This is a genomic window from Arthrobacter sp. AK01, from assembly GCF_021109375.1.
Lineage (GTDB): Bacteria > Actinomycetota > Actinomycetes > Actinomycetales > Micrococcaceae > Arthrobacter.
Genome location: NZ_JAJOHP010000035.1, coordinates 28,336 through 52,407 on the forward strand (window position 1 = coordinate 28,336; position 24,072 = coordinate 52,407).

Annotated in this window: 22 protein-coding genes; 6 read left to right on the forward strand and 16 right to left on the reverse strand. The window is 62.8% G+C overall.

Features of this window, described 5'->3' with window-relative positions:
* The first annotated feature begins 36 nt into the window (after positions 1-36).
* Together LN996_RS13635 and LN996_RS13640 are read left to right on the forward strand one after the other, a co-directional pair.
* A complete protein-coding gene (locus tag LN996_RS13635) occupies positions 37-1,365 on the forward strand; it encodes a nicotinate phosphoribosyltransferase (protein WP_231340911.1) in 1,329 nt (442 codons plus the stop codon).
* The gene (locus LN996_RS13640) at positions 1,365-1,991 is read left to right on the forward strand and encodes an isochorismatase family protein (RefSeq protein ID WP_231340912.1); all 627 of its coding nucleotides are present in this window, start codon (positions 1,365-1,367) and stop codon (positions 1,989-1,991) included. The genes LN996_RS13635 and LN996_RS13640 overlap by 1 nt, the downstream gene beginning before the upstream one ends.
* A 72-nt stretch (positions 1,992-2,063) precedes the next feature.
* Here the strand turns inward: LN996_RS13640 and LN996_RS13645 are convergent, their stop codons facing one another.
* The 8 genes from LN996_RS13645 to LN996_RS13680 all read right to left on the reverse strand — a co-directional run bounded on the left by LN996_RS13645 (position 2,064) and on the right by LN996_RS13680 (position 11,545).
* Positions 2,064-3,839: a DEAD/DEAH box helicase gene (locus LN996_RS13645; protein WP_231340913.1), complete on the reverse strand. Its 1,776-nt coding sequence runs from the start codon at positions 3,837-3,839 to the stop codon at positions 2,064-2,066.
* 112 nt (positions 3,840-3,951) lie between these two features.
* Entirely contained in the window at positions 3,952-4,290 is a 339-nt protein-coding gene (locus LN996_RS13650; protein ID WP_089595519.1) for a DUF3039 domain-containing protein, read from the reverse strand.
* A gap of 8 nt (positions 4,291-4,298) precedes the next feature.
* The gene (gene nagB / locus LN996_RS13655; protein ID WP_159702380.1) at positions 4,299-5,081 is read right to left on the reverse strand and encodes a glucosamine-6-phosphate deaminase; all 783 of its coding nucleotides are present in this window, start codon (positions 5,079-5,081) and stop codon (positions 4,299-4,301) included.
* A gap of 86 nt (positions 5,082-5,167) precedes the next feature.
* Positions 5,168-6,739 (reverse strand): transporter, encoded by a 1,572-nt coding sequence (locus tag LN996_RS13660; protein ID WP_231340914.1) that lies wholly within the window; start codon positions 6,737-6,739, stop codon positions 5,168-5,170.
* Positions 6,721-7,611, reverse strand: a complete 891-nt coding sequence (locus LN996_RS13665) for an ABC transporter ATP-binding protein (RefSeq protein ID WP_231340915.1) — start codon at positions 7,609-7,611, stop codon at positions 6,721-6,723. Before LN996_RS13665 ends, LN996_RS13660 begins: the two co-directional genes overlap by 19 nt.
* 40 nt (positions 7,612-7,651) lie before the next feature.
* A complete protein-coding gene (locus tag LN996_RS13670; RefSeq protein WP_231340916.1) occupies positions 7,652-8,752 on the reverse strand; it encodes an NADH:flavin oxidoreductase/NADH oxidase in 1,101 nt (366 codons plus the stop codon).
* Positions 8,752-9,750 carry a tetratricopeptide repeat protein gene (locus tag LN996_RS13675; RefSeq protein WP_231340917.1) on the reverse strand — a complete coding sequence of 333 codons (999 nt, stop codon included), beginning with the start codon at positions 9,748-9,750 and terminating at the stop codon, positions 8,752-8,754. Before LN996_RS13675 ends, LN996_RS13670 begins: the two co-directional genes overlap by 1 nt.
* Before the next feature lie 37 nt (positions 9,751-9,787).
* The gene (locus LN996_RS13680) at positions 9,788-11,545 is read right to left on the reverse strand and encodes a hypothetical protein (protein ID WP_231340918.1); all 1,758 of its coding nucleotides are present in this window, start codon (positions 11,543-11,545) and stop codon (positions 9,788-9,790) included.
* 202 nt (positions 11,546-11,747) lie between these two features.
* Between LN996_RS13680 and LN996_RS13685 the strand changes: the two genes are divergently transcribed.
* On the forward strand, positions 11,748-13,040 hold the full coding sequence (locus LN996_RS13685; RefSeq protein WP_231340919.1) for an AI-2E family transporter: 1,293 nt from the start codon (positions 11,748-11,750) through the stop codon (positions 13,038-13,040).
* A gap of 90 nt (positions 13,041-13,130) precedes the next feature.
* Here LN996_RS13685 and LN996_RS13690 read toward each other — a convergent pair whose 3' ends face one another.
* Together LN996_RS13690 and LN996_RS13695 are read right to left on the reverse strand one after the other, a co-directional pair.
* Positions 13,131-13,925: an alpha/beta hydrolase gene (locus LN996_RS13690; protein ID WP_231340920.1), complete on the reverse strand. Its 795-nt coding sequence runs from the start codon at positions 13,923-13,925 to the stop codon at positions 13,131-13,133.
* Between the two features lie 18 nt (positions 13,926-13,943).
* Positions 13,944-14,288 carry an ATP/GTP-binding protein gene (locus LN996_RS13695; RefSeq protein WP_231340921.1) on the reverse strand — a complete coding sequence of 115 codons (345 nt, stop codon included), beginning with the start codon at positions 14,286-14,288 and terminating at the stop codon, positions 13,944-13,946.
* A gap of 57 nt (positions 14,289-14,345) precedes the next feature.
* On the opposite strand from LN996_RS13695, the gene nucS reads away from it, so the two are divergent.
* The 3 genes from nucS (at position 14,346) to LN996_RS13710 (ending at position 16,802) form a co-directional block, all read left to right on the forward strand.
* The gene (nucS, locus tag LN996_RS13700) at positions 14,346-15,041 is read left to right on the forward strand and encodes an endonuclease NucS (RefSeq protein ID WP_090818602.1); all 696 of its coding nucleotides are present in this window, start codon (positions 14,346-14,348) and stop codon (positions 15,039-15,041) included.
* A gap of 44 nt (positions 15,042-15,085) precedes the next feature.
* A complete protein-coding gene (gene nagA, locus LN996_RS13705) occupies positions 15,086-16,333 on the forward strand; it encodes an N-acetylglucosamine-6-phosphate deacetylase (RefSeq protein ID WP_231340922.1) in 1,248 nt (415 codons plus the stop codon).
* Between the two features lie 265 nt (positions 16,334-16,598).
* On the forward strand, positions 16,599-16,802 hold the full coding sequence (locus LN996_RS13710; protein ID WP_018776337.1) for a cold-shock protein: 204 nt from the start codon (positions 16,599-16,601) through the stop codon (positions 16,800-16,802).
* 164 nt (positions 16,803-16,966) lie between these two features.
* On the opposite strand, the gene LN996_RS13715 is transcribed toward LN996_RS13710, so the two are convergent.
* From LN996_RS13715 to LN996_RS13740, 6 genes are all read right to left on the reverse strand, one after another.
* The gene (locus tag LN996_RS13715) at positions 16,967-19,483 is read right to left on the reverse strand and encodes a bifunctional lysylphosphatidylglycerol flippase/synthetase MprF (RefSeq protein ID WP_231340923.1); all 2,517 of its coding nucleotides are present in this window, start codon (positions 19,481-19,483) and stop codon (positions 16,967-16,969) included.
* The gene (locus LN996_RS13720) at positions 19,465-20,763 is read right to left on the reverse strand and encodes an alpha/beta hydrolase family protein (protein ID WP_231340924.1); all 1,299 of its coding nucleotides are present in this window, start codon (positions 20,761-20,763) and stop codon (positions 19,465-19,467) included. The genes LN996_RS13715 and LN996_RS13720 overlap by 19 nt, the downstream gene beginning before the upstream one ends.
* A gap of 5 nt (positions 20,764-20,768) precedes the next feature.
* Positions 20,769-21,200 (reverse strand): DUF2550 domain-containing protein, encoded by a 432-nt coding sequence (locus LN996_RS13725; RefSeq protein WP_231340925.1) that lies wholly within the window; start codon positions 21,198-21,200, stop codon positions 20,769-20,771.
* Between the two features lie 10 nt (positions 21,201-21,210).
* On the reverse strand, positions 21,211-21,495 hold the full coding sequence (locus tag LN996_RS13730; RefSeq protein ID WP_014922172.1) for a F0F1 ATP synthase subunit epsilon: 285 nt from the start codon (positions 21,493-21,495) through the stop codon (positions 21,211-21,213).
* Position 21,496: 1 nt separating this feature from the next.
* Positions 21,497-22,948 (reverse strand): F0F1 ATP synthase subunit beta, encoded by a 1,452-nt coding sequence (gene atpD / locus LN996_RS13735; RefSeq protein WP_231340926.1) that lies wholly within the window; start codon positions 22,946-22,948, stop codon positions 21,497-21,499.
* A gap of 84 nt (positions 22,949-23,032) precedes the next feature.
* On the reverse strand, positions 23,033-23,923 hold the full coding sequence (locus LN996_RS13740) for a F0F1 ATP synthase subunit gamma (RefSeq protein ID WP_011775258.1): 891 nt from the start codon (positions 23,921-23,923) through the stop codon (positions 23,033-23,035).
* Positions 23,924-24,072 lie beyond the last annotated feature (149 nt).

Genomic DNA, 24,072 nt, shown 5'->3' on the forward strand with positions numbered 1-24,072 from the left:
TGTCCATTCTATGGCGGCTCGCACTAGAGTGAATTCGTGAGTAGAGCCACGTCCTGGGACCATCCCGCAACTTCCTTGTATACAGACCACTATGAACTGACGATGCTTCAGGCCGCCTTGCACTCGGGTGCAGCGCATCGCCGGTCGGTGTTCGAAGCCTTTGCCCGGCGTTTGCCCGATGGCCGGCGTTATGGCGTGGTGGGGGGCACCGGGCGCCTCTTGGAAGGCATCGCCGACTTCCGGTTCGGCGATGCTGAACTGGCATTCCTTGAACAGAACAAGGTGGTCAACCAGGAGACCCTGGACTTCCTTGCCGGCTACAAGTTCAGCGGCGACATCTGGGGCTACGCCGAAGGTGACGCCTATTTCCCCAACTCCCCCATCCTCATCGTGGAATCCACGTTTGCCGAGGCCTGCATCCTGGAAACCTTCATCCTGTCAGTCCTCAACCATGACAGCGCCATAGCATCCGCTGCCTCGCGGATGACCTCCGCGGCCGGCACCCGCCCCTGCATCGAGATGGGCTCCCGGCGCACCCAGGAGGAATCGGCGACGGCGGCAGCCCGCGCCGCCGTGATTGCCGGCTTCGCCAGCACCTCCAACCTGGAGGCCGGGCGGCGCTACGGCATCAAGACCGTCGGTACGGCCGCCCACTCCTTCACGCTGCTCCATGACACCGAGCGCGAAGCGTTCGAAGCACAGATCGCGGCCTTCGGACCCGGGACGTCGCTGCTGGTGGACACCTACGACGTCGAAACCGCTGTGCGCACCGCCGTCGAACTAGCCGGCGACAAACTCGGGGCAGTCCGCCTCGATTCCGGCGATCTGATTGCGCAGGCACAGTGGGTCCGCCAATTGCTCGATGACCTTGGCAACGTCAACACCCGCATCGTGGTGACATCGGACCTCGACGAGTTCGCGATCGCGGCCCTGCAGTCCGCCCCGGTGGACTCCTATGGTGTTGGCACATCGCTGGTCACCGGTTCCGGTGCCCCGACCGCCAGCATGGTCTACAAGCTGGTCAGCCGCACCAACGACGCCGGGGAATTCATCTCGGTGGCCAAGGCCGCCAAGAACAAGGCGAGTGTTGGCGGACGCAAATACGCCCTTCGCAAACTCAATGACCGAGGCCGGGCCACCCAGGAAGTCGTGGGGATCGGCCACCGTCCCGAAGACGACGGCAACGACCGTGCCCTGCTTCACCAGTTCGTGAAGAACGGCGAGGTATTGCCGGGCTGGACAGGGCCCGAAGGCGTGGTTCGCGCCAAGGAGAGGCACGCCGCAACCATGGCCGAGCTTCCCGCCGTCGTCAATCGGCTGCAGCGCGGCGAGGCCGCCATTCCCACAATCTACGAGGAGAACTGATGTCCCGCGCCCTGATCATCGTCGACGTCCAAAACGACTTCTGCGAGGGCGGCACCCTGGCCGTCGAAGGTGGTGCGGCCATCGCCGGAGCCATCACGGAATATGTAGACGCCAACCAGCAACACTTCGACCACATCGTGGCAACCCAGGACTGGCACATCGAACCGGGCGACCATTTTTCCGATGACCCCGACATGGTGGATTCCTGGCCTCCGCACTGCCGGGCCCGGACCAAAGGCGCGGAGCTGCACGAGGACCTGGACCCCGAGTACATCCAGGCATATTTCCGCAAGGGCCAGTACACGGCGGCCTACTCCGGATTCGAGGGTGTCCTGGCGCCCGAGGATGACGTTCCGTCAGGAGACATCAAGGCAGGTTCAGCCGTAGCCGAAGTCTTCGACGAAGACGCTATTGGCCTGGACGACTGGCTGCAAAGCCACGACGTCGAGGAGGTCGTCGTGGTAGGCCTGACGACGGACTACTGCGTCAAGTCGACAGCGCTCGACGCAGTCCAGGCCGGATATGGCACGACGGTCATTGCCGGGCTTACCGCAGGAATCGCCGGGGACCTCGATGGGGTGTTCGACGAAATGGAAGCGGCCGGCGTCGAAGTTGAACGCGACTGAGACAGCGTAATGACAGCAAAGGGCGCCGCCACCCCGGCGCCCGTTGGCGTATCTGACTGGGTCTGGAGACGGCTATTTCCGGCCGATGAACCAGTCCTGGAGCTTGCGCAGGCGGGCCTGCAATTGCTCCTCATTGGCCTGGGCGACTGCCGGGCCGCCACACACTTCACGAAGTTTGGTGTGCACAACTCCGTGCGGGGTGCCGGTACGGGCAGCCCAGGCAGCGACGTTCTTGGCCAGCTCGTTCCGAAGATCCATAAGCATCCGGTGGTCAGGCACAGCGGGTGCGGCCGCAGCCGCCAGCGGTGACTGGCGTTTCTTGCGCGACTGCTGATCGTGCTGGCGTTGACGCAGCAGCGTCCCCACTTGCTCGGCGTCGAGGAGCCCGGGAATACCCAGGAAGTCCAGTTCATCATCGGAACCGATGTCCGCTCCCGTGCCGAACTCGCCACCATCAAAGAGGACGCGGTCAAACGACGCTTGGGAGTCCAGTGCTTCGAACTTGCCCTTGGTGAGCTCGTCCGATGCTTTGTCCTCCCGGTTGGCCTCGGCCATGAGGTTCTCTTCGGGATTGAAGAGGCCGTCCTCGTCCTTCTCCGGGCGGTCCAAAGCGTGGTCGCGCTCTGCCTCCATGGTGTTGGCGAGAATCATCAACGGCGGCACGGACGGCAGGAAGACCGACGCCGTCTCGCCCCTCTTGCGGGCACGCACAAAACGTCCCACGGCCTGGGCGAAGAACAACGGCGTGGAGGTGGAGGTGGCATAGACGCCGACAGAAAGGCGCGGCACGTCAACACCTTCGGACACCATCCGGACAGCCACCATCCAGCGCTGTTCACCCGCGGAGAAGTCCTCGATCTTGCTCGAGGCCTTGGAGTCGTCCGAAAGGATCACCGTGGGCGACTGCCCCGTGATTTTCTTCAGCTGGCCCGCATAGGCGCGGGCGTCGTCGTGGTCCGTGGCGATGACCAGCCCACCGGCGTCCGGTACCGTCCGCCGGACCTCGCTGAGGCGCTTGTCCGCCGCTGCAAGGACAGCGGGGATCCACTCGCCGGTGGGGTTCAACGCCGTACGCCACGCCTGTGAGGTGATGTCCTTGGTGACGGCAGCTTCACCCAGCGAGGCAGCCATTTCGTCACCGGCACTGGTACGCCACCGCATCTGCCCCGAATAAGCCATGAAGAGCACGGGGCGGACCACGTGGTCCCGCAGCGCATTGCCGTAACCGTAGGTGTAATCGGCTTTCGAACGCCGGATACCGTCACGGTCCTCGGCGTATTCGACGAACGGAATAGGCGAGGTATCCGAACGGAACGGGGTACCTGTCAGGGACAAGCGCCTCGCAGCCGGATCAAATGCCTCACGCAGGCCGTCTCCCCAGGACAGGGCTTCGCCGCCGTGGTGGATTTCGTCCAGGATCACCAAGGTGCGCGCCGCTTCAGTCTTGGCGCGGTGCAGCATTGGCTTGCTGGCTACCTGCGCATAGGTGACGGCCACGCCCACGAAACCGCGACCGTGCTGGCCATCGGAGTTCTTGAAGTTGGGATCTATCGCGATCCCGACCTTGGCTGCGGCATCTGCCCATTGCCTCTTCAAGTGGTCCGTGGGAGCAACGATGGTAATCCGGTTGACCACGCCGCTGTCCAGCAGCGTGGTGGCGATACGCAGGGCGAAGGTGGTCTTACCGGCGCCCGGCGTTGCCACGGCGAGGAAGTCCTTCGGGTTGCGGGTCATGTAGAGGTCAAGGGCCTCCTGCTGCCAAGCGCGAAGCTTGGGCGCGGTGCCCCAGGCGGCCCGTTCAGGGTACGCCGGAGGCAGGGATGGACCACCAAAAAGTGTCTCTGTCATGCTGACTCCCCCGGCCTGATGGCAACGACCATTAACCCCGGCTCCTTGGGCACACCAAAGCGCACAATAAAGCGGTGACGATCAGAAGGGACCCGTGTTCTCTTCCCACCCACTACTTGGAGTTGCCCGGGCCGCCGTTTTTTCCACCGTCGTTGCCGGGGCGGAGGCCTTCGTAGATCTCCTTGCACTCCGGGCAGACAGGGAACTTCTGCGGATCGCGGCCCGGGGTCCAGACCTTGCCGCACAAGGCAATGACGGGCTCGCCGGTCAAAGCCGACTCCATGATCTTTTCCTTGCGGACATAGTGGGAAAACCGCTCACGGTCGCCGGGTTCCACTTCCTGGCGCGTTTCCTCGCGCTCAATGGTGGCAGTGGACGTTCCGGCTCCGGAAAGCTCGCGCATGGGGTCGTTTTCGAATGGATCCGGAGGAAGCGTAGTCATGCCAAACATCTTACCGTCTACAGCCCCTGCCACTCCGGCTTGTTGTCGTAGGTGTGCCGATAGTAATCAGCCAGTTTCAGCGAGGACGCGGCTGCCTCGTCCACCAAAATAGTGGCGTGGGGGTGCATCTGGAGGACGGAGGCCGCGCAAATGGCGGCTACCGGCCCCTCCACGAAGTCGCGCACAGCCTGCGCCTTTTGGGCGCCCGTTGCGACCAGGACCACATGCCGGGCATCCATGATGGTCCCCAGGCCCTGCGTCACCACGTGGTGGGGAACATCGTCAATGGTGTCGAAGAAACGGGCATTGTCCTTGCGCGTCTGCTCAATCAAGGTCTTGATGCGCGTCCGGGAGGCCAGGGAAGAACCGGGTTCGTTGAAGCCGATGTGCCCGTCGGTCCCGACGCCCAGGATCTGGAGATCCACGCCGCCCACGGCCTTGATGGCGTCCTCATAGGCCTGGCATGCAGCCTCAAGGTCCTCGGCCGCACCGTCCGGTCCATGGACATTCTCCGGCTTGATGTTCACGCGATTGGTAAATTCGCGCCGGATCACCTCGCGGTAGGACTCCGGGTGACCGGCTTCAAGGCCTACGTACTCGTCCAAGGCGAAGCCGTGGGCTTCACTGAAGTCCAGTCCCCCGGCGTCGTAACGGCGTGCCAGTTCGTCATAGACAGGCAGCGGAGAGGATCCCGTAGCCAAGCCCAGCACTGCATTCGGCTTGCGGCGCACCAACGCTTCAATGGCATCGGCTGCAAGTGCACCGATCTGCTTGGTGCCAGGGAGAATGACAACTTCCATCGTCACGGCCTTTCTAAGTAGGGTATAAGAGCTTTCTGACACAGACGTTATCCCATGTCCCACCTATGGGCATGGTTGTTACGGAGCTAGCGGTTCACGCTGAGCTGGGCGAACATTTCCGGACCCCGCGCATCCAACCATTTTCCCCCGAGACGGACGCCGACGACGAACAGGATGACGCCCAACAACGGACCTGCCACCAGGTTGATCCAGCCGGCTTGAGTACCCCCAGTGAAAGCCTGGACGGCCACCAATGCAAGTTCCGGCACCAACAGCAGGGCCAGGACGCCCATGCCCACAAACTGAACGGCCAAGGTCTGGGCGACGTTGCCCGGCGGTTTCTTGAAAGGGCTGTCGCCCGGCAGTGGTACGGCGATGTTGTAGCGGGCCGAAATGACCGATGAAAGTCCCAACCCGGTGAACAAGGTTCCGATGGACAACCCCAGCAGGTTGGGCAGCCACTGCCAATCGCCGGTGACAAACAGCGGCCCCACGGTGAAGATCAACACTATTGGAAGCGATATGGCCAAGCAGGCCAAGGCGCGGCCCAACCTGTCGTCGACTCCCCGAACCCCCGCAGCGAGGTGGAGGGCGAACGCGGTGTTGTCGTAGGAGACATCAGCGCAAATGGACCAGGCCATGACGAAAGCCGTCAGGGGTCCCAGAATCATCAGCAAGCCATAATTACCGCTCTGGGAGCCGCTGAAAAAGAAGAGCACCGGGAACAAAGGAACAATCACCAAGGACGCGGCGTACCTGGGATCCTTCAACCAGTAGATCAATGCCCTGGCGGCAACAGCCCCGGACGGCGTTCCGGGAAGCAGGCCGAACAGACCGAGTTTCCCGCCCTTCCGGGCAGATCCGCCGGAGTACGGCGGGGTCACCAAGGCCCGCTTCAGAAGCACATGCCAGCACAGGAGCAGACCGGCAATTGTGGCCACCGAGATGAGGAGCTTCAACCCCGCTGCGGCCACGCTGCCTGAGTCAAGGTCGCCACCGAGGGACCATGCAGCACCAAGGGGTGTCCACGATACTGTCCTGGCAAGCACCGGAAGGTAATCGGCACTGCCACGCACGCCGTCCACAACTCCCAGCATGATGGGACCCAGCAAGACCAAGGGTATGAAGACGATGATGCTGCTGACATCCTTGAAGCGGCGTGACGCTGCCAAGCCGGCTGTCGCCGTCGTCACCACTTTGGACAACACTATGCACGTCAGCGCGCCAAGGATTGCACCCAGCAAAGCGCCGGCCACGGCCGGAACACTCCGCCACCAGGTTCCTACTGTCCCCAGGGCGGCCAGCAAGGTGGCCATGCCGGGGATGCCGATGAACCCTGCAAGGGCCAGGCCGGTCAGGAGTTGTTTGGCCGGTATGGCGAACGTGGTGAACCTCGCGGGGTCCAAGGTCATGTCCGCTGCGGAAGCAACGAGCGGGATGATCGCCCAGCCCAGGACCGTGGCTGCTCCACCCAATACCACCACGGTGTGGGCGATCTCCGGATCAGCCCACCGCAGCGCTATGAGGCCTCCAATCAGGAGCACCAGCAATCCCAACGCGTAAAGCAGTCCTAAAGCCATGCCAACCAACTGCCACGGACTGCGTTTGAATCCATTAAGCAGCAGACGCCACTTCAGGCTCAGAAGGTGCGCAACCATTCCAATCCCTCCGTCCGGTGTCCGCCGCCTACCAACTGAACGAAGCGGTCTTCCAGGGTTGAACCGTTGCGGACCTCGTCAACCGATCCCGCTGCCAGAACCCGGCCACCGGCCACAACCGCCACGTGACTGCACATGCGCTGGACCAGGTCCATGACGTGGCTGGACACGATGACAGTACCTCCGGATGACACATAGCCCTCCAGAATTCCCCGGATATTGGCAGCCGAGACAGGGTCGACGGACTCAAAAGGCTCATCAAGAACAAGGAGACGGGGCGCATGGATCAGCGCAGAGGCCAGGGCGATCTTCTTGGTCATGCCGGCGGAGTAATCAACCACCAACGAACCGGCATCGGCCTCAAGGTCCAGGGCGGCCAGCAACTCAGGAACCCGCGAACCAACAACGTCGCGGTCCATGCCGCGGAGAAGTCCGGAGTAGGTCACCAATTGCTCGCCCGTCAGCCTGTCAAAAAGGCGCACACCATCAGGCAGGACGCCCATGAGCTTCTTGGCCTCCAACGGCCGCGCCCATACGTCGACGCCGTGGATCAAGGCCGTGCCGAAATCCGGTCGAAGAAGACCTGTAGCCATGGACAATGTTGTGGTCTTGCCAGCGCCGTTGGGGCCGACCATTCCGTAGAAGGAACCCGCAGGCACTTCGAGGCTCACACCATCCACGGCGATCTTGTCGCCGAAGCGCTTGGCCAGGCCCCGGATGGACAGCGCGGCCAGCGGCGCGCCCTCGCCGGAAGCCTCAGGAGGCAAGGGCGCACCAGTTGGCTGTGGCGGTAGTGCTGCAGGGGCTTGTGGCGGCGCGGAGCCTTGTGGCGGTGCGGACGTGGGCGTGGGTTCATGGCGTGATTCCGTCATGTGACCAGCCTAACCTCGCTCACGGAACCCGAACCCGGTTCTAGAAGCCGTGGCGGGGGACGGCACGTTGGTACTGCGGAACCCAGGGGATGTCGTGGCCCAGCTCATAGGCTGCCCTCAGCCACCAGTGGGGATCGCGCAAGGCCGCCCGGGCCATGAACACGGCATCCGCCCTGCCATTGGCAACAATGTCCTCGGCCTGGGTTGCACTCGTCAGCAGCCCCACCGCTCCGGTGGGGACGCCGGCGTCGCGCTTTACCAGTTCCGCAAACCCTGCCTGGTAGCCGGGCACCGCCCGGATCTTCTGGTGCGCAACGGCGCCGCCGCTGGAGACATCCACCAGGTCAACACCGCGCTCAGCCGCAGAACGGGCCAGACGGACTGACGCCTCACCATCCACTCCCCCGTCAGCCCAGTCCGAAGCCGAGATCCTCAGCAGGAGGGGCATGGAATCGGGAATGACTTCCCGCACAGCGTCCACCACGCTGAGCATGAGCTTGTTACGCCCCTCCTCGCTTCCACCCCAAGTGTCGGTTCGAGTGTTGATGAGCGGGCTTTGGAACTGGTGAAGCAGGTACCCGTGGGCGCCGTGGATCTCCACGGTGTCAAACCCCGCGGCAACGGCGCGGGAGGCAGCTGCCGCAAAGTCGGCCACAACGCCCTGGATGTCTTCCTCGCTCATTGCTGCAGGCGCTGCATAGCCGTCGAACGGCAGGTTCGTCGGCCCAACGGTGACCCATCCGCCGTCGGACGCCGGAAGGGAACCAGAGCGGCCGGAAAAGGGCCAATAGGTTGAGGCCTTGCGCCCGGCATGGGCCAACTGGGCCCCGATCTTACAATCCACGGCCCCATGCCGGTGGACGAAGTCAACAACGCGTTCCCAGCCGGCAGCCTGCTCATCGGAGTACAGGCCGGCGTCCAAGGGGCTGATTCGCCCAACGGGGTTTACTGCTGCGGCCTCGCTCATGATCAGCCCGGCACCACCGGTCGCGAACGAACCCAGGTGCATCAAGTGCCAGTCGTTGGGGACGCCGTCGCCGGTCTCAGGGTGGCAACTGTATTGGCACATCGGCGAGACCCACCCACGGTGCGGGATGGTGAGTGATCGCAGCTGAAGCGGAGAGAACAGCGCGGACGGCACTAGAAGAGAACCCTCGCGAGTCCCTGGCGGGCCTTGGCCACCCTTTCGTCCTGGGTTCCAACGACCTCGAAAAGCTCAAGAAGCCGCACACGCGCAGTCTCGCGCTCCGGGCCGAAATTCCTGCCAATGAACGTGATGATGCGGTTGAAGGCGTCCTCGATGTGCCCGCCGGACACGTCGAGGTCTGCAACACCCAGCTGCGCGTCGATATCATCCGGTTGCTGGGCGGCAAGGTCGCGGAGGTTTTCTGCCTCGGGAGCAGAGAGGTTCTCCAACCTGGCCATCAATTCAACCTGGGCCAGGCCGGCTTTGGCGTCAGCGTCAGCCGGCTGCTCAAGGAGGGCTTGCTTGTACGACGCTGCTGCTCCGGAGTAGTCACCGGCCTCGATCGCGTCAATGGCAGCCTGGTGCAGTGGCGGAAGGGGCTCCGGTTCGGCTTCTTCACCCTGCGCAGCGGCGTCACCGATGCTCCCGGTGACCCCGTTCGCGGCAGCTACTTTCAGGAGTTCCTCCACCAGGTCCCTGATCTGCGCGTCATCTGCGGGACCTTGGAAAAGGGGAACGGGCTGGCCCTTGACCACGGCAACGGCCGTGGGGACTGCCTGCACCTGGAAGGCCTGCGCCAACTGCGGGAAGGCGTCAACGTCGGCGGCCGCGAGAACCAGCCGTCCGCCGTAGCTTTCAACCACCCGTTCAGCAGCATCCAGGACTGCGGGAGATTCCGGCGCGTAACGCGACCAGAGAAGGAAAAGCACCGGAATCTGCGCAGACAGCTGCACCAGATCCTGGAAATTCGTTTCGGTGGCATCCACACGAAGGGGCGCCGTGCCGGCGTCGCCGTTGGGCGTTCCACCGCCGTCCGCGCCGCCATCCGCCGACGCGGCGGCCGGAGGCGCCTGGGGCGCGGCTGGACGGCGCAGAGACGAGAGGTCTACGGCGCCGCGAAGGTTGAGCTGGCTGGCAGCGGCTGGAGTGGGTCGGTATCCGGGCGAACTCATACCGTCCACTCTAGCCGCTGCCCTGCTGCGGCAATGCCTACTTGAAGCTGGCTCCCACCAGGCCGCGGGTAGCCGCAACGAGCTTCATGGGGTCGGCCGATCCTGCCGGCGGAATGTAGACGGCAACGGATTCGGCGAAGTTCAGGACCATGCCCGTGGTGGTTTCCTTGCCCCCGGCGAAGACGGCGGAGTCGTCTTCAAGCAAGAGCTTGTCGCCCGCTGCCTTGGGCGTGCCCTCGAAAGCGAAGTCCAGCCGCCCAACCACCAGCGCGCCGCCGTCGGCTGTACGCAGCACCACGGTCTGGTTGGTCACGGGAGTGTGGGTGAACTTGAAGTTGGCGCTGGTCCCGTTCTTCACGGTGTCCGCCTGGTAGGTGAGGGCACCTGCGATGTACGGCGATGCCTGGCCATCGGCAAGCTTGCTCCGGTTCGGGGAGTCAGGCGTGGTCAACATTTCGGCCAGGATGCCCAGTGCCTCGTTGCCGCTGTAGGCCAAGCCGGTGTTGTCGCCGGCCGGCACAGGTTCGGTCCCCTCGCGGGGAACCGGGAACGACGGGAAGTTGGTGCCTGGCTGCAGCGGCGCGCTGCCCCAGAGCTTGTAGTTCTCGCGGGGCGACAGCTGGACCAGCGTGAGGACCTGCGGGACCACGTTGCCCTCGCCCTGGGTCAGGGCGAAGACCGTACGGGGCCACTCGCGCTTGGTGCTGATGACACTGCTCTGAAGCTTCGTGGCCCGGACAGGCATACGCGCTTCGTAGGCGGACACAGCAGTGCGGATCTTGTAGTTCTGCGTACGGATCTGCAGTTCCATCTTGTCCACGCGGGGAGCCAGTTTGGCCGCATCCTTGGCGGCATCAGCGGCGTCGACGGTGCTGGCGACCTGTTCAAGGATCCGCTGCAACTGGGATTCCAGCAGGACGGGAGTGCCACCTTCACCTTCGGCAGGAGCTGCGGCAGCAGAAGTGGATGTTGCCTCGGGTGTTGTGGTTGCCTGTGCAGCCACGGCCGTACCGCCGACCATGACCGCCGCGAGTGCCGCAGCAATTGCCGTAACCCGGAGCGCTGGACCTTCCGTTTCGGAACCACGACGCCGACCCGCGTCACCCGAAGGTGACTGGACGGGCAAGGTAGTGGTTTCCCCGCCGTCATGCGGTCCCTCATCCTGGCCGTCCTTGCGGCGGTTGCTGAGGGCCTTGGCGATGAACGGCAGGGCCGCTCCTGCGAGGATGATGATGATGCCCAGAACAATCAGCGGCACAGCCCAGGGGGTGGTGGCGTTGTTCGGGAAAGTCATGGAAATCGACGACGGCGCAGGCTTGGTTCCGTCGCTGGCCACCAGCAGGGACCACTCGCCATCGGCAGGAGGGTTCCAGGTGTAATCCAGCTCGCCGCTGGCGTCTTCAGTGCTGACCCACAGATCGGATCCGGCCGGAGATGGTGCGGCGGCTTCACCATCGGCAGAGGTCACCTCCAGGGACTTCTGGTCTGCCGACACGCCCGTCAGCGTAGTGTGGGCAGTTTCACCCACCCAGGCTTCGACGTCGTCCGGGCGTCCAGTAGCAACCATGAAGTTGCCTTCACCTTGGATCTTGATCTTCACCGGCCCGTCGTGGAGGGCAATCAACTTTTGGTCGATCACGGTCAGCGGGGCAGCTTTGGTATCGCCGGGAACCGAGGCGGTCACGGTCTCGGCGGGGGCCCAGAATGTCAGCTGGCCAATGCCGGCCAGCATCGTCAGCAGGCCCAGCAGCACCAGCACGGCTGCAGTCTTCAAACGCACAGGATCACCTATCATCAGCGGTCGTTGAACTTCAAGGGTAACCGTTTTGTTATCAGAGAGTCAGATCGAGGTGATCTCGCCAACATCCGGAAAACCCCGCCATCGCGCCGCCAAGGCGGCATTCCACGCTCCTGATAGTGTGGCGATGATCATGATATACGGGCCGTTCTGCGCCTGAATCAGCCCTTTACCTCTACTGAAAAGGCAGCAAAACCGCGTGAAAGACCACTTGGAGCCCCGCCCCGCCGATGAGCCCGGGTCAAGTGCGGTGGATGCCCCGTCAGACGGCGCCGCCGCAACGGTTCCTGTACGTACCGGACGCCTGGCCGCCCTTGGCCGGAGGTTAAGGCAGCCCATTCCGGGAGCCCGCACCCGCGTCCGCTTCGAGATGCCCCCGGAAGACGAAACAGACGAAGTATCTGCAGGGCTCCGGCCTGAAGACGACCACGGCTTCGGCGCCCCGGGCCCGCGCATGTCATCCCAGCACCCCCTTTATGTCGGTTTCATGGGGACAGCCGGCGTCGGCATTGCCCTTGCAGTGTTCTATATCGCCAGCAACACCACCCAGCTCATCCTGTGGATCGTTGCAGCCCTCTTCATTGCCCTCGGGCTCGATCCCGTGGTCCGCTGGCTCGAGTCCCGCAAGGTCCCCCGGCCGGCCGGCATCCTGATCTCCGTCTCTGCCTTGGTCCTGGCCGTGGCCGGGTTCTTCGCAACGTTGATTCCCACCATCGTTGAACAGGTATCGGAAATCGTGCGCCAAGCTCCCGAATGGATCCGCGGCTTCCTCGACTCGGACTTCTTCCGCAATGCCGACAGCCAGTTTGGCGTCCGGGACCGAATCACCACCGAACTGGATAAGTTCGTCAAGGATCCCGAGGCCATGGGCGGGATCTTCGGTGGCGTGGTCGGTTTCGGCTCCACGGTGGCCAATGGCCTCTTCGGTTCCCTGATCGTGCTGGTGCTCAGCCTTTACTTCCTGGCGGCCTTGCCGTCGATGAAGAAATGGGCCTACCGCCTGGCTCCCCGATCCCGCCGGCCCCGTGTTGAGGCCCTCTCCGAAGCGATCACCGATTCCGTAGGTAACTACGTGATAGGCCAGGTCTGCGTAGCGCTCCTGAATGCAATCTTTGCTTTCATCCTGATGACCATCCTGGGTATCCCGTTCAGCGTTCTCCTGGCGTTCGTCGTTGCCTTGCTGGCGTTCATCCCGCTGGTGGGCGGCATGATTGCCGCGGTCGTGGTCATCCTGGTGGCCCTTACCGCCGGCTGGCAGACCGCCGTGATCTACGCGATTGCCTACTTCGCCTACCTGCAATTCGAGGCGTACTTCATCTCCCCGCGCATTATGCAGCGCGCGGTGGCGGTCCCGGGTGCCGTAGCGGTGATCTCGGTGATTGCGGGCGGCAGCCTTCTCGGAGTCCTGGGCGCGCTGATCGCCATTCCTACAGCGGCCGCCATCATGCTCCTGATCAAGGAAGTCTTCATCATGCGCCAGGACCGGCACTGACGTCGTCCGCTGCCGGGTTTTTGTACAGATAATGCCCCTTAACCACGAGGTTAAGGGGCATTATCTGTACAAAAACCCTTCGCTACCGGACTATCCGTTCGCTACCGACCCCGCCCACTCGCGGGGCAGGCCCTCAACGCCGGCACCTGCGGGAGTGACGTCGTCGACGATTTCATTCAGGACCCGCGCCGCGTACTTCTCGCCCACCCACAGGTGCTTGGCACCGTCGACGCCGACCAGCCGGGCCTGCGGCACCAGGCTGAACCGCTGGGCTGCTTCGGCAGGCTGCAGGTAGTCGTCGTGCTCCGGTACCAGGACCGTGAGCGGCTTGGCGGAGGCGGCCCACTCCTTGAGGTGCACGTCCGTGGCCCTGTGCAGCGGCGGAGACAGCAACACGGCCCCTTGGATCTCCGAGGCCACCGGCTCCACAGCGCCGTACATCAAGGCGAGCTCAGTGCCGAAGGACCAGCCCACCAGCCAGCGGTTCGGCAGTCCGCGGTCCACGGCGAACCGCACAGCGGCCTCGACGTCGTAACGCTCACCGATGCCTTCCTCGAACTGGCCCTCGCTGGTTCCCCGCGGAGACTGCGTGCCGCGCGTGTTGAACCTCAGCACGGCAACTCCGGCAAGCGCAGGAAGCCTGTACGACGCCTTGCGGTAGACGTGCGAATCCATGAACCCCCCGTGCGTCGGCAGCGGATGGAGGGTGATCAGCGTAGCGGTAATCTCCCCTGATTCCGGCAGGGCCAACTCACCCAGCAACACCTTGCCGTCTTCGGTGGTGAACTCCACATTCTCGCGGCGGGCCGGGAGGACCGTGGAAGCACGGATCTCCGCAGGCGCATCCTGCGAGGTGAACACGAACGAGGCGGGGTCGAAAGTCATGGTTCCAAGCCTAGCGAATCAGCGGTATCGGTACGTCCGGCCCGTCCAGCAGTTGGTGTGCCAGTGCCTGCGTTCGGCCAGCCCGGCGGCCTGCCCGAACAAGTGGCTGTCGGACCACACCACCAGGTGGGCGATGCCCGGGACGATCGCGGTGGAGCAGCCGGGACAGATGTACTGTTTTTCCGCTTTTTTGGCCGTCATGGTCCGGACCATCCAGTCGCCGTCCGGCGCGCTCTCACGCCGGGCAATCCCGCCGCGCGCACGCTCAAGGTCAAGCTCGGGCGCCGGTTCCGTCCATTTGCCGCCGGCGCTGCCGGTGCGTGTGCTGGACGCGTTGCGACGAGGGCGGTTGGAGCGGGGCATGCTTCCATTCTGCCTCAGCCACTCTGTTGTAGATGGTGAGACGGTAATGTGGGGCGGGTGCGACTCGTCATAGCCCGTTGTTCTGTTGATTACGTTGGCCGCCTCAAGGCCCATCTCCCCCTCGCCACCCGGCTGCTGCTGGTCAAGGCTGATGGCTCGGTGCTGGTGCATTCGGACGGTGGCTCCTACAAGCCGCTGAACTGGATGAGCCCTCCGGCCACGCTGCGGGTTACCACTCCGGAGGAGACCGAAGTGGAGGAAGGCGTGGTGGAACAGTGGACGGTCCAGTCCGCTAAGACCGATGACCGCCTCATCATCAATATCTACGAGCAACTGCACGACACGTCACACGATCTCGGTACCGATCCAGGCCTGATCAAGGACGGCGTGGAAGCGGACCTGCAACGGCTCCTTGCAGAGCAGATTGAAACTCTTGGAACCGGCTACTCCCTTATCCGGCGTGAATACTTCACGGCCATCGGCCCGGTGGACATCCTGGCCAGGGATGCCAGCGGCGCCACGGTGGCTGTCGAGCTGAAGCGCCGTGGCGATATCGACGGCGTCGAGCAGCTGACGCGCTACTTGGAACTACTCAACCGTGATCCCTTGTTGGCGCCGGTGCGCGGCATTTTCGCCGCCCAGCAAATCAAGCCACAGGCGAAGGTTCTTGCCAACGATCGCGGTATCGACTGCGTCACGCTGGATTATGACGCCATGCGAGGCGTGGATGACAGTGAGTCGCGGCTCTTCTAGGCCCTCCCCCAACGCGTGTGCCGCAGGCCACTAGAATCAAAATCATGACTGCCGCAGATCGTTTCCCCAGTTCTCCCGCGCCCAGCCACCAGATCCTCAAAGGAACACTGGTCAGTGACGGCGAGGTGGTTGAGGACGGCCTGGTGGCCATCGATGGCGACCGGATCGCCTATGCCGGCCCGGCCGGCGGTTTTGATGCCCAGGAATTCGAGGGCTTCCAAAGCGCCATCCGCCTGGGGGTGCCCAGTGGCAGCTACCTCATTCCCGGCCTGGTGGACGTTCACTGCCACGGCGGCAACGGCGGCGATTTCCCTGGCGGGGAAGAAGCTTCGGCCCGCAAGGCTGTCGACTTCCTCCACCGTTCAGGGACCACGACATTCCTGGCCAGCATGGTCACCGCTCCCCGGGAGGACCTCCTCCGCGGCATTGAGCTCTACGTGAAGCTCGCCGACGAAGGATTGGTAGCCGGAATCCACCTTGAAGGCCCATTCCTGTCCCATGCCCGCTGTGGAGCCCAGAACCCGGACTACTTGCTGGAGCCCGACCTGGACCTCATGGACGAACTTGTGGGCGCCGCAGCCGGCAAACTCGCCACCATGACCTACGCCCCGGAGCTTCCGGGCGCCGCAGCACTGGTGGATCTCATGACCTCCCACGGCGTCACGCCCTCCTTGGGGCACACGGACTGCGACGACGCAACGGCAGCCGCGTCGCTTGCCGCCGCCCGCGAGGGACTTGAGTCCGCAGGGTTCGACGGCGTCAGTTCGCTCCCTACCGTCACTCACCTCTTCAATGGGATGCCACCGATGCATCACCGCGCTCCTGGCCCCGTCGCGGCCTGCCTCCGGATGGCCCAGGAGGGCAAAGCCGTTGTGGAGCTCATCGCCGACGGCACCCACCTGGATCCGAGCACAGTTGCCACCGTCTTCCAGCTTGTAGGCGCCGCCAACATCGTCCTGGTGACTGATTCCATGGCCGCTGCCGGCCTATCCGACGGAAGCTACATGCTCGGCCCCTCCCCCGTGACGGTCAGCGACGGCGTGGCCACTCTTGATGCGACAGGCTCCATTGCGGGTGGCACCGCCACCCTTCTGGAGGTCGTCCGTAAAACCGTGGCGGCCGGCGTCGCACTTCCCGATGCCGTTTGTTCTGCAACAGCGGTACCTGCAGCCGTACTCGGACTTTCCGATGAGATAGGCGGGCTTCGCCGCGGCTTGCGGGCCGATCTCGTTGTGACAAACGAGGACCTGGAACTATCAGGCGTCATGCGTAACGGACAGTGGTTGTCCTAGCGTGAATTGAATGGGCCTGCGTTACCTTCTTTTTACCGAAAATTTTCCCGAATTGCCCAAAAGACCGTTGACCTCCGGCAGGGCACATGAAAGTGTTGTAGCAGTCTTTGTGTAGGTGGTTTTCATGCTCGCAAGACGAGTTGCGAGCGTGAAGCTCCTGCGAAACCAACCGGGCCTTGCCTGGACGGAATCCAAGGTCTTCTCGCGGAGTAACAAAGCCGGTACGAGGTGTATCGGACTGATGTTCCACAATGAGGAGAAATACATGGCACTGGGAACCGTCAAGTGGTTCAACGCTGAAAAGGGCTTCGGCTTCATCACCCCGGACGACTCGGATGGGGACGTTTTCGTTCACTACTCCGAGATCCAGACCGGTGGCTTCAAGACCCTCGACGAGAACCAGCGCGTTCAGTTCGAGATCGGTCAGGGCGCCAAGGGCCCCCAGGCAACCGGCGTTACGGTCGTCTAGCCTTACCCGTTGAATTCTGCTTGTTGCAGTTTCAACAAACACGTTGACCCCGGCTTTTGGCCGGGGTCAACGTGTTTAAGGGCGGTTATGTCTGATATTTCGACAACAACTGTTACTAACCGTGAAGAAAGACGAAATCCCCGTTGTGAATGGGCGTTGACTATTCAAGCAACCAAGGTCCGGAGCAGCCGAGCCGAATGCCGTACCGACAATCCAGGAAGATAGGCGCGGCTGAGTGCACGTCCCATTGCAGGAAGGTGCAGGGGGTCTTGGTAATACATGTACAACGTTCGGTACTCCGGCTGGAATCTCGACTTAAAAGAAGCCAGGGACCTGAATCCATAAACGGGTTCCAAGGCTTGACCGACGGCGTCAAGAATTCCGGCCAGGCCTTCGGCACGCTGTTCGATTTCGCCCCTCTCCCGGGCCAAGGGAGAGCCTGACAGGGAGATGACCTCCACGGAGCTGCGCAGGTGCAGGATGGCTGAGGCAACCAGGAACTCCATGACACCCGGGAAGGTATCGCCACGCCGCCTCATGAAGTCCAACGTCCAGCTGACGACCCGCCCCTCTTCATAGACCGGCAACCAGCTGGTGACTCCGTAGACGAACCCCGCTTCATCCACGGCGACGCAGCAGAGGACGTCGTCGTCCTCCAGTTCGTCCAGGCCGCCCAGGGTGAAGCCCATCTCAGGAATCTTCTTTTGGGCTGCCCACTCCTCCGAGACCTCCGTGACCTGGGAGCGCACGCCGTGGGAGAACTCAGAGTAGCGGCCCCAACTGGCCGTTATTCCCAGCTTCGTGGCCCGGTTCAACGACGTCCTGACGTTCTGCCACTCCTTGCCGCGGAATTCCAGGTCCCTTATCCGGAGGCGGGTTTCCTGGGCAACAGCCACCCGGCGGAACCCGCGCGCCTGCAGGATGGGCCACAGTTCGTCGGTGCAGGAATAGAAGCACGGGATCAGCGCCTGCTGGGAACAATACTCAAGGAAGCCAGTGGCAGTGTCCAAGTGGTGTCTGCTGGCGCCAAACGGGCCAGCCAGCGTCAACGCCACGTGTCCGTGCTGTTGGTAGGCCACTCCGCCGGTTCCTCCGGCGCTGAACCAATACTTGTTGGGTTCCCAGAGCGCCATCCAGGACAAGGAGTCGCCGCCGGACCTGACCAGCGCGCGCGCCCTCTCGCGGGCCTGGTGGTCGAGCCCTCCGGAGTGGTGTCCACGGATGAGCAGGATCCATACGCCCACCAACGCCACCAACCAGAAGACCGTGCCGGAGTAGGAGAAGAGGAACACCTCCACCACATCACGTTCGGCGAAGACTTTCCGGTAAACGCCCGGAAGTGGAACGGGGAGGTACTGCCTGGCCAGCTCAGCGGCCAGGCCCAGCAAACCGCCGTCGCGATCCATACCGCCGGAGGCCAGCCACACCACGATGTATCCGAGGCTTAGCCCTGCCCCGGTCATACCCACCAACCAGAAGATCCTGCGCCGTAGACGATCCGAAGACACCACCCGAAAGTGACCACGGTACGCAAAAAGGAGTACAGCAAGGATAAGCGGCACCAAGACCAAGGGGATGAGATGGACTACCGCCGAGTTCAACATGGACACGTGGGGACGTCCCTGGAGCCTGGGCATTCCGGCAAAGAGGCCAAGGTAGATCGCCGACAATGCCACCACCACCAGCTGGACACCGATCGCGATCCCCAAAGCCAGCCTGCGTCCACGCCTCATACCGTCGGCGCAAATGAGGAGCAGAACCACAGGCACCACGGCCAGCGCTAAACCGAACGGGCCCGTGTAGCCCTGGCGACCTACTTCCAGACAGGCAACGTCAATGGTTCCCCCGCACGTGCTCTCCAATTGGCTGAGCGTGGGCAAAGGATTCAGGATGACGTCCCTCAGCAGGGCCAATGGCCCGGACGGGCTCTTCGCGGCCGCAGTCACGATGGGTCCCACTGCGAAGATTGCCATCGTCAACGACAGGAGGTTCCGCACTTCCCTGCCCGTGGACCGATGCAGGTGAAGATGTCCCTGGCTGCTTTGCATCCACCACCCCGCGGCCAATCCAATCAGCGCGCCAAGGAATCCCACCACTGTCTCGGCGTGGCCAACGTACAACACCAGGAGCAACGAGACCGAAAGGGCAACTGTGCGCAATCGTCGTTGCCACAGTGTGGGAAGCAGTGCACTGGCAGCCAAGGTAGTGGCTAAAACTGCACCGTAGGGGCCGATCAGCCGGGTGTCTGCCATCCGGGAAAGCCAGCCGTCATCGGAATGCTGTGCCACCTGGGTGACCAAGAGGAACGCTGACACGCAAGCGAACTGGCTGCCCAGGAGGACCGCGGTCGTTGTGAGCGAACCCAACTGTCGTTCAGCAAGGCCCAAGAGGAACAGGATCATCAGGATGGCCGTGGCATAAGCCAACGGGTTGGTGGTGAAGAACAGCGACGTCCAGATGGACCACCACTCGCCGGACTTCAAGCCATCCAGGGATACGCCGGCAAGGGAAAGCCAAGGCTCCGGCGGACCGGACAGGATGCTGCCAGATACCAAGGACACGCCCACGAACAGGACCAGCATCAACGAGGTGAACGGCGTGGCCCGCACGTGCCTGCCCGCGTGCAGCAGTGCCGGCTTGATCACACCCTTGAGGGCAATACTCACTGCGTCAACCCCCACCGCGCAGCCAGGAAGCCCATGCCACCGGGCATTCCCCTGACCACGGCGTCCCAGGAGTGCCCGGCATGCTGGATGGAGTGTTCTTCGGTGTGGAAGCCCGCATCCCTCGCGGCATTGGCGAGCTCATGCATGTAGTCGATGAACTCGTGGTCGGTTTCGCCAGCAGTTAAATAGACGCCGCTTCCTGGGTACTTGCGTTGCTGCATCAAGACCAAAGGCGTCCTGGACTCGAAAGCCTCCACGTCGCCGTCGAACGAGTCTTGAATGGTCTTGTTCCGATCCTTGGCAAGCGCGGGTTCACGTTCTGCCGAGAACGCAAGCACCGAGGGGAAGAGCTCCGGGTGGGCTGTACCCATTTGCATGGCACACGTTCCGCCGAACGAGAAGCCGCCCACCGCCCACAACCGGGGGTCGTTGGAAACATCCAACGTCGACTTGATCCAGGCAGGAACATCTTGGGAGAGATATGTATCCGCTGGGGCAATCCTGCTGTCCATACACATGGTGTTGGCGCTGGCTGAACCATTCGGATCCACCACCACCGTCACCGGAGCGAGGCCCTGGTGCGCTTGGGCAAAGCGGTCAAGTTGTAAGCGGAGCTGGCCACCGGTCAGCCAGTCTGCAGGCCCGCCTGGCTGACCGGAGAACAGCACGAGAACAGGCAGGCTCGGACGGAGCTCCGTCTGATAGGCGGGAGGAAGGTAGATGTACGCTTCGCGTGCCGTGAAACCGGAGACGGTTCCGGGGATGTCAGCTTTGCGCAGGATTCCGTTTCCGGGCATGGACTCCGGGGCTTTCCACCCTTCGAGGGGCAGAGAGGGCTTGCCGTCCGGGTTCCGTTTGAGGCCGGCCTCCAACGGTTGAATCCTGGCTATCGCGGTTCCCAGCAAGTCGGCTACAGAGTTGTTCAGGCCGAAGTAGATATTAACCTGGACCGCGCTGAGAAGGACGACGCCGAACATCGCCAGGACGCTGAGTGAGCGCCCCTTGGCGGAATTGTGGGGAAAGCGCGCCGCGCAAAGGAGGATGGCTGCCACGGCCGGCACAGACCAGGCCAACGTCTCAAAGGGCAGGTTCTCCGAGAATGTGGCCATGAGATCCACCAGGAACCAATGAACCAATGCCACAATGCCAGCGGACAGCGCCAGCGAGGCCACAACGACCAGCGGCCAGGAACGTCGACGCCGCCAGAGGAGGTACGCCCCACCGGCAGCACCGCAAGCGATGCTGAACCAGAGGAACGGACCACCAACCAGGCTGACGTCGGAAAGAAAATCCATAACGCCTAACGCCAGGTACCTACGCCGATGACCGGACCGGCCTCCAGCCAGGAAGACAGCCCTGCATAGGCGTCAAAGTTCATGGCAAGCATGAACTTCTTACCTTCGTACTGCAACTCAACCACCACGACGCCGGGCTGCACCTTCACGAGTTCATCTTCCGTGGGCTTGCGGCGACCCAGAAGTTCCAGCGAGCTGCGCGTAAATCTATGCTTGGGGATCACGCTCAGGGACATCAAGCGGAACCACTCCAGCTCATTGTCCTGATAACGACAAACCCCCATCTGCCAGCTGTTTCCAGCCGTGCAAATGGAGGCGTCTACCGTGCCCAGGGCACGCCGCAGGTTGAAGCGGCGCACCCCGAACAGGCACAGTGAAATGATCAGCAACGTGAACGCTGTTGCCAAAGCGATGAACGGAATAAGGGAATCGTCCATCAAGGTCGTGCTATCGGATCCCCGCTGTAGCCGCTTCGCCCAATTTGGCGTTGTCAGCAACAATGACCACGCGATCGTTGTCGACGGAGAAGAATCCGCCGTCCACAACTACCGCAATGCGATCACCGGAAACCGGCTGGATTGCCAGCTCGCCCGCAGCCATGATGGCCAGAAGGGGCGAGTGGCCCGGCAGGATTCCGATTTCACCATCGCTGGTGCGGGCCTTCACCATCTTGGCCGCACCGGACCACACGAAGTGGTCCGCTGCGACAATCTCAACCTCGAGCTCAGCCATACTACTTGGTCTGTTCCTGGATCTTGGCCCAGTTACGCTCGACGTCATCCAGGCCGCCGACGTTGAAGAACGCCTGCTCTGCGATGTGGTCAAGCTCGCCGTCGCAGATGGCCGTGAAGCCTTCAACCGTGTCCTTGATGGAGACGGTGGAGCCCTCTACGCCGGTGAACTGCTTGGCGGTGTAGGTGTTCTGCGAGAGGAACTGCTGGATGCGGCGTGCACGCGACACGACGATCTTGTCCTCTTCAGAAAGTTCGTCAACACCGAGGATGGCGATGATGTCCTGGAGTTCCTTGTTCTTCTGCAGGATCTGCTTAACACGGACAGCCGTGTTGTAGTGGTCCTTGCCGATGTACTGGGGATCCAGAATACGGGAGGTCGACGTCAGCGGGTCAACGGCCGGGTACAGACCACGGGATGCGATTTCACGGGAAAGTTCCGTGGTCGCGTCGAGGTGTGCGAAGGTCGTTGCCGGAGCCGGGTCGGTGTAGTCATCAGCCGGCACGTAGATGGCCTGCATCGACGTGATGGAGTGACCCTTGGTGGAGGTGATGCGCTCCTGGAGCAGACCCATCTCGTCAGCAAGGTTCGGCTGGTAACCCACAGCGGACGGCATACGGCCGAGCAGCGTGGAAACTTCCGAGCCTGCCTGCGTGAAGCGGAAGATGTTGTCGATGAAGAGCAACACGTCCTGGTTCTGGACATCGCGGAAGTACTCCGCCATGGTCAGAGCGGACAGGGCCACGCGCAGACGCGTTCCCGGCGGCTCATCCATCTGGCCGAAGACAAGGGCGGTGTCCTTGAGAACGCCGGCCTCTTCCATTTCAACCCAGAGGTCGTTGCCCTCACGGGTACGCTCGCCAACACCGGCGAATACGGAAGTACCACCGAAGTTGCGGGCAACACGGGTGATCATTTCCTGGATCAGAACGGTCTTGCCAACGCCGGCGCCGCCGAACAGGCCGATCTTTCCACCCTTGATGTACGGGGTGAGAAGGTCGATGACCTTGATGCCGGTCTCGAGCATCTCCGTGGAGCCCTCGAGCGAAGCGAAGGCCGGAGCCTTGCGGTGGATCGGCCAGTAGGCGTCAGCCTTGATCTCCGACTCGTCAACATCCAGCGGCTTGCCGAGGACGTTGAAGATGTGGCCCTTGACGCCGTCGCCGACGGGCACGGAGATCGGAGCGCCGGAGTCCTGCACGGTGGTACCGCGGACGAGGCCGTCGGTTGCCTGCAGGGAGATGGCGCGAACGAGGTTGTCACCCAGGTGCTGGGAGGTCTCGAACGTGATGGTCTTCGTCTGGCCGTTGAGAGTGATCTCAGTGGTCAGAGCGTTGTAAATCGAGGGGATTGCGTCAGCCGGGAATTCGACGTCGACAACCGGACCAATAACACGGGCAATGCGGCCGGTGGCACCGGCCGTTGCTACGTGTTCGGTAGCAGTGGCAGTCATCTCTCTCACTTCACTCAGTAGATGGCGTGGGGTTAAGTTTATCTGTTTGTTGCAGGTGCGGCTTCGAGCCGAATCCGATGCAGGCTAGGACGCGAGGGCGTCGGCGCCGGCAACGATTTCGGAAAGCTCCTGCGTAATCTCGGCCTGGCGGGCCGTGTTGCGAAGGCGCGTGTACTTCTTGATCAAATCCGTAGCGTTGTCACCGGCCGACTTCATGGCACGCTGGCGGGCTGCGAGCTCGGAAGCAGCGGCCTGCAGCATGGCTGCGAAGATGCGGGACTCGATGTAACGCGGAAGCAGTGCGTCGAGCACCTGCTCTGTTTCCGGTTCAAACTCGTACAACGGCAACAGCTCGGATTCCGAGGCTGCTTCCTCTTCGACGACCTCCAGCGGGAGCAAACGGATGACCGTGGGCTCCTGCGTCACCATGGACTTGAAGCGGGTGTAAACAACGTGGATTTCATCCACGCCACCCTCTTCGAAGTCAGTGGAGAAGTCTTCAAGAAGTGCAGCTCCGACTTCCTGCGCGGTTTCGAATTCCGGTGCGTCCGTGCCGCCGGTCCATACGCGGGCGTATGACCGGTTGCGGAAATCGAAGTACGCCTGCGCCTTGCGGCCAACCAGGTACGCCTTGACTTCCTTGCCTTCTGCGTGAAGAAGCTCGGTGAGACCTTCAGCCTGCTTAAGCACGCTCGCGGAGTACGATCCTGCAAGGCCACGGTCCGATGTAATGATCAGGACTGCGGCGCGGCGGATCTGCTCCGGCTCGGTGGTCAGCGGGTGGTCGATTTCGCTCTGAGTTGCGACAGCAGAAACGGCGCGGGTAATCGCGTTCGCGTAGGGCAGTGAAGCTGCTACGCGGGCGCGGGCCTTACCGATGCGCGAGGTAGCGATCAGTTCCATCGCCTTGAAGATCTTGCGCATCGACGTCGTCGAGCTGATCTTCTGACGGTAGACCCGAATCTGGGCTCCCATACTTATCCTTTCCTAAGTTCCCGATGTGCTGCCCAGGCCGGGGGGGGGGGGGGGCCCCCCGCGGGCGGGCGGGGGCAAAAAAGAGCGAGGGGGGGGTGGATATTTTGTGTGGGGGCCGAGGCGCGGGGCGCCGGGGGGGCTGGGAGGCG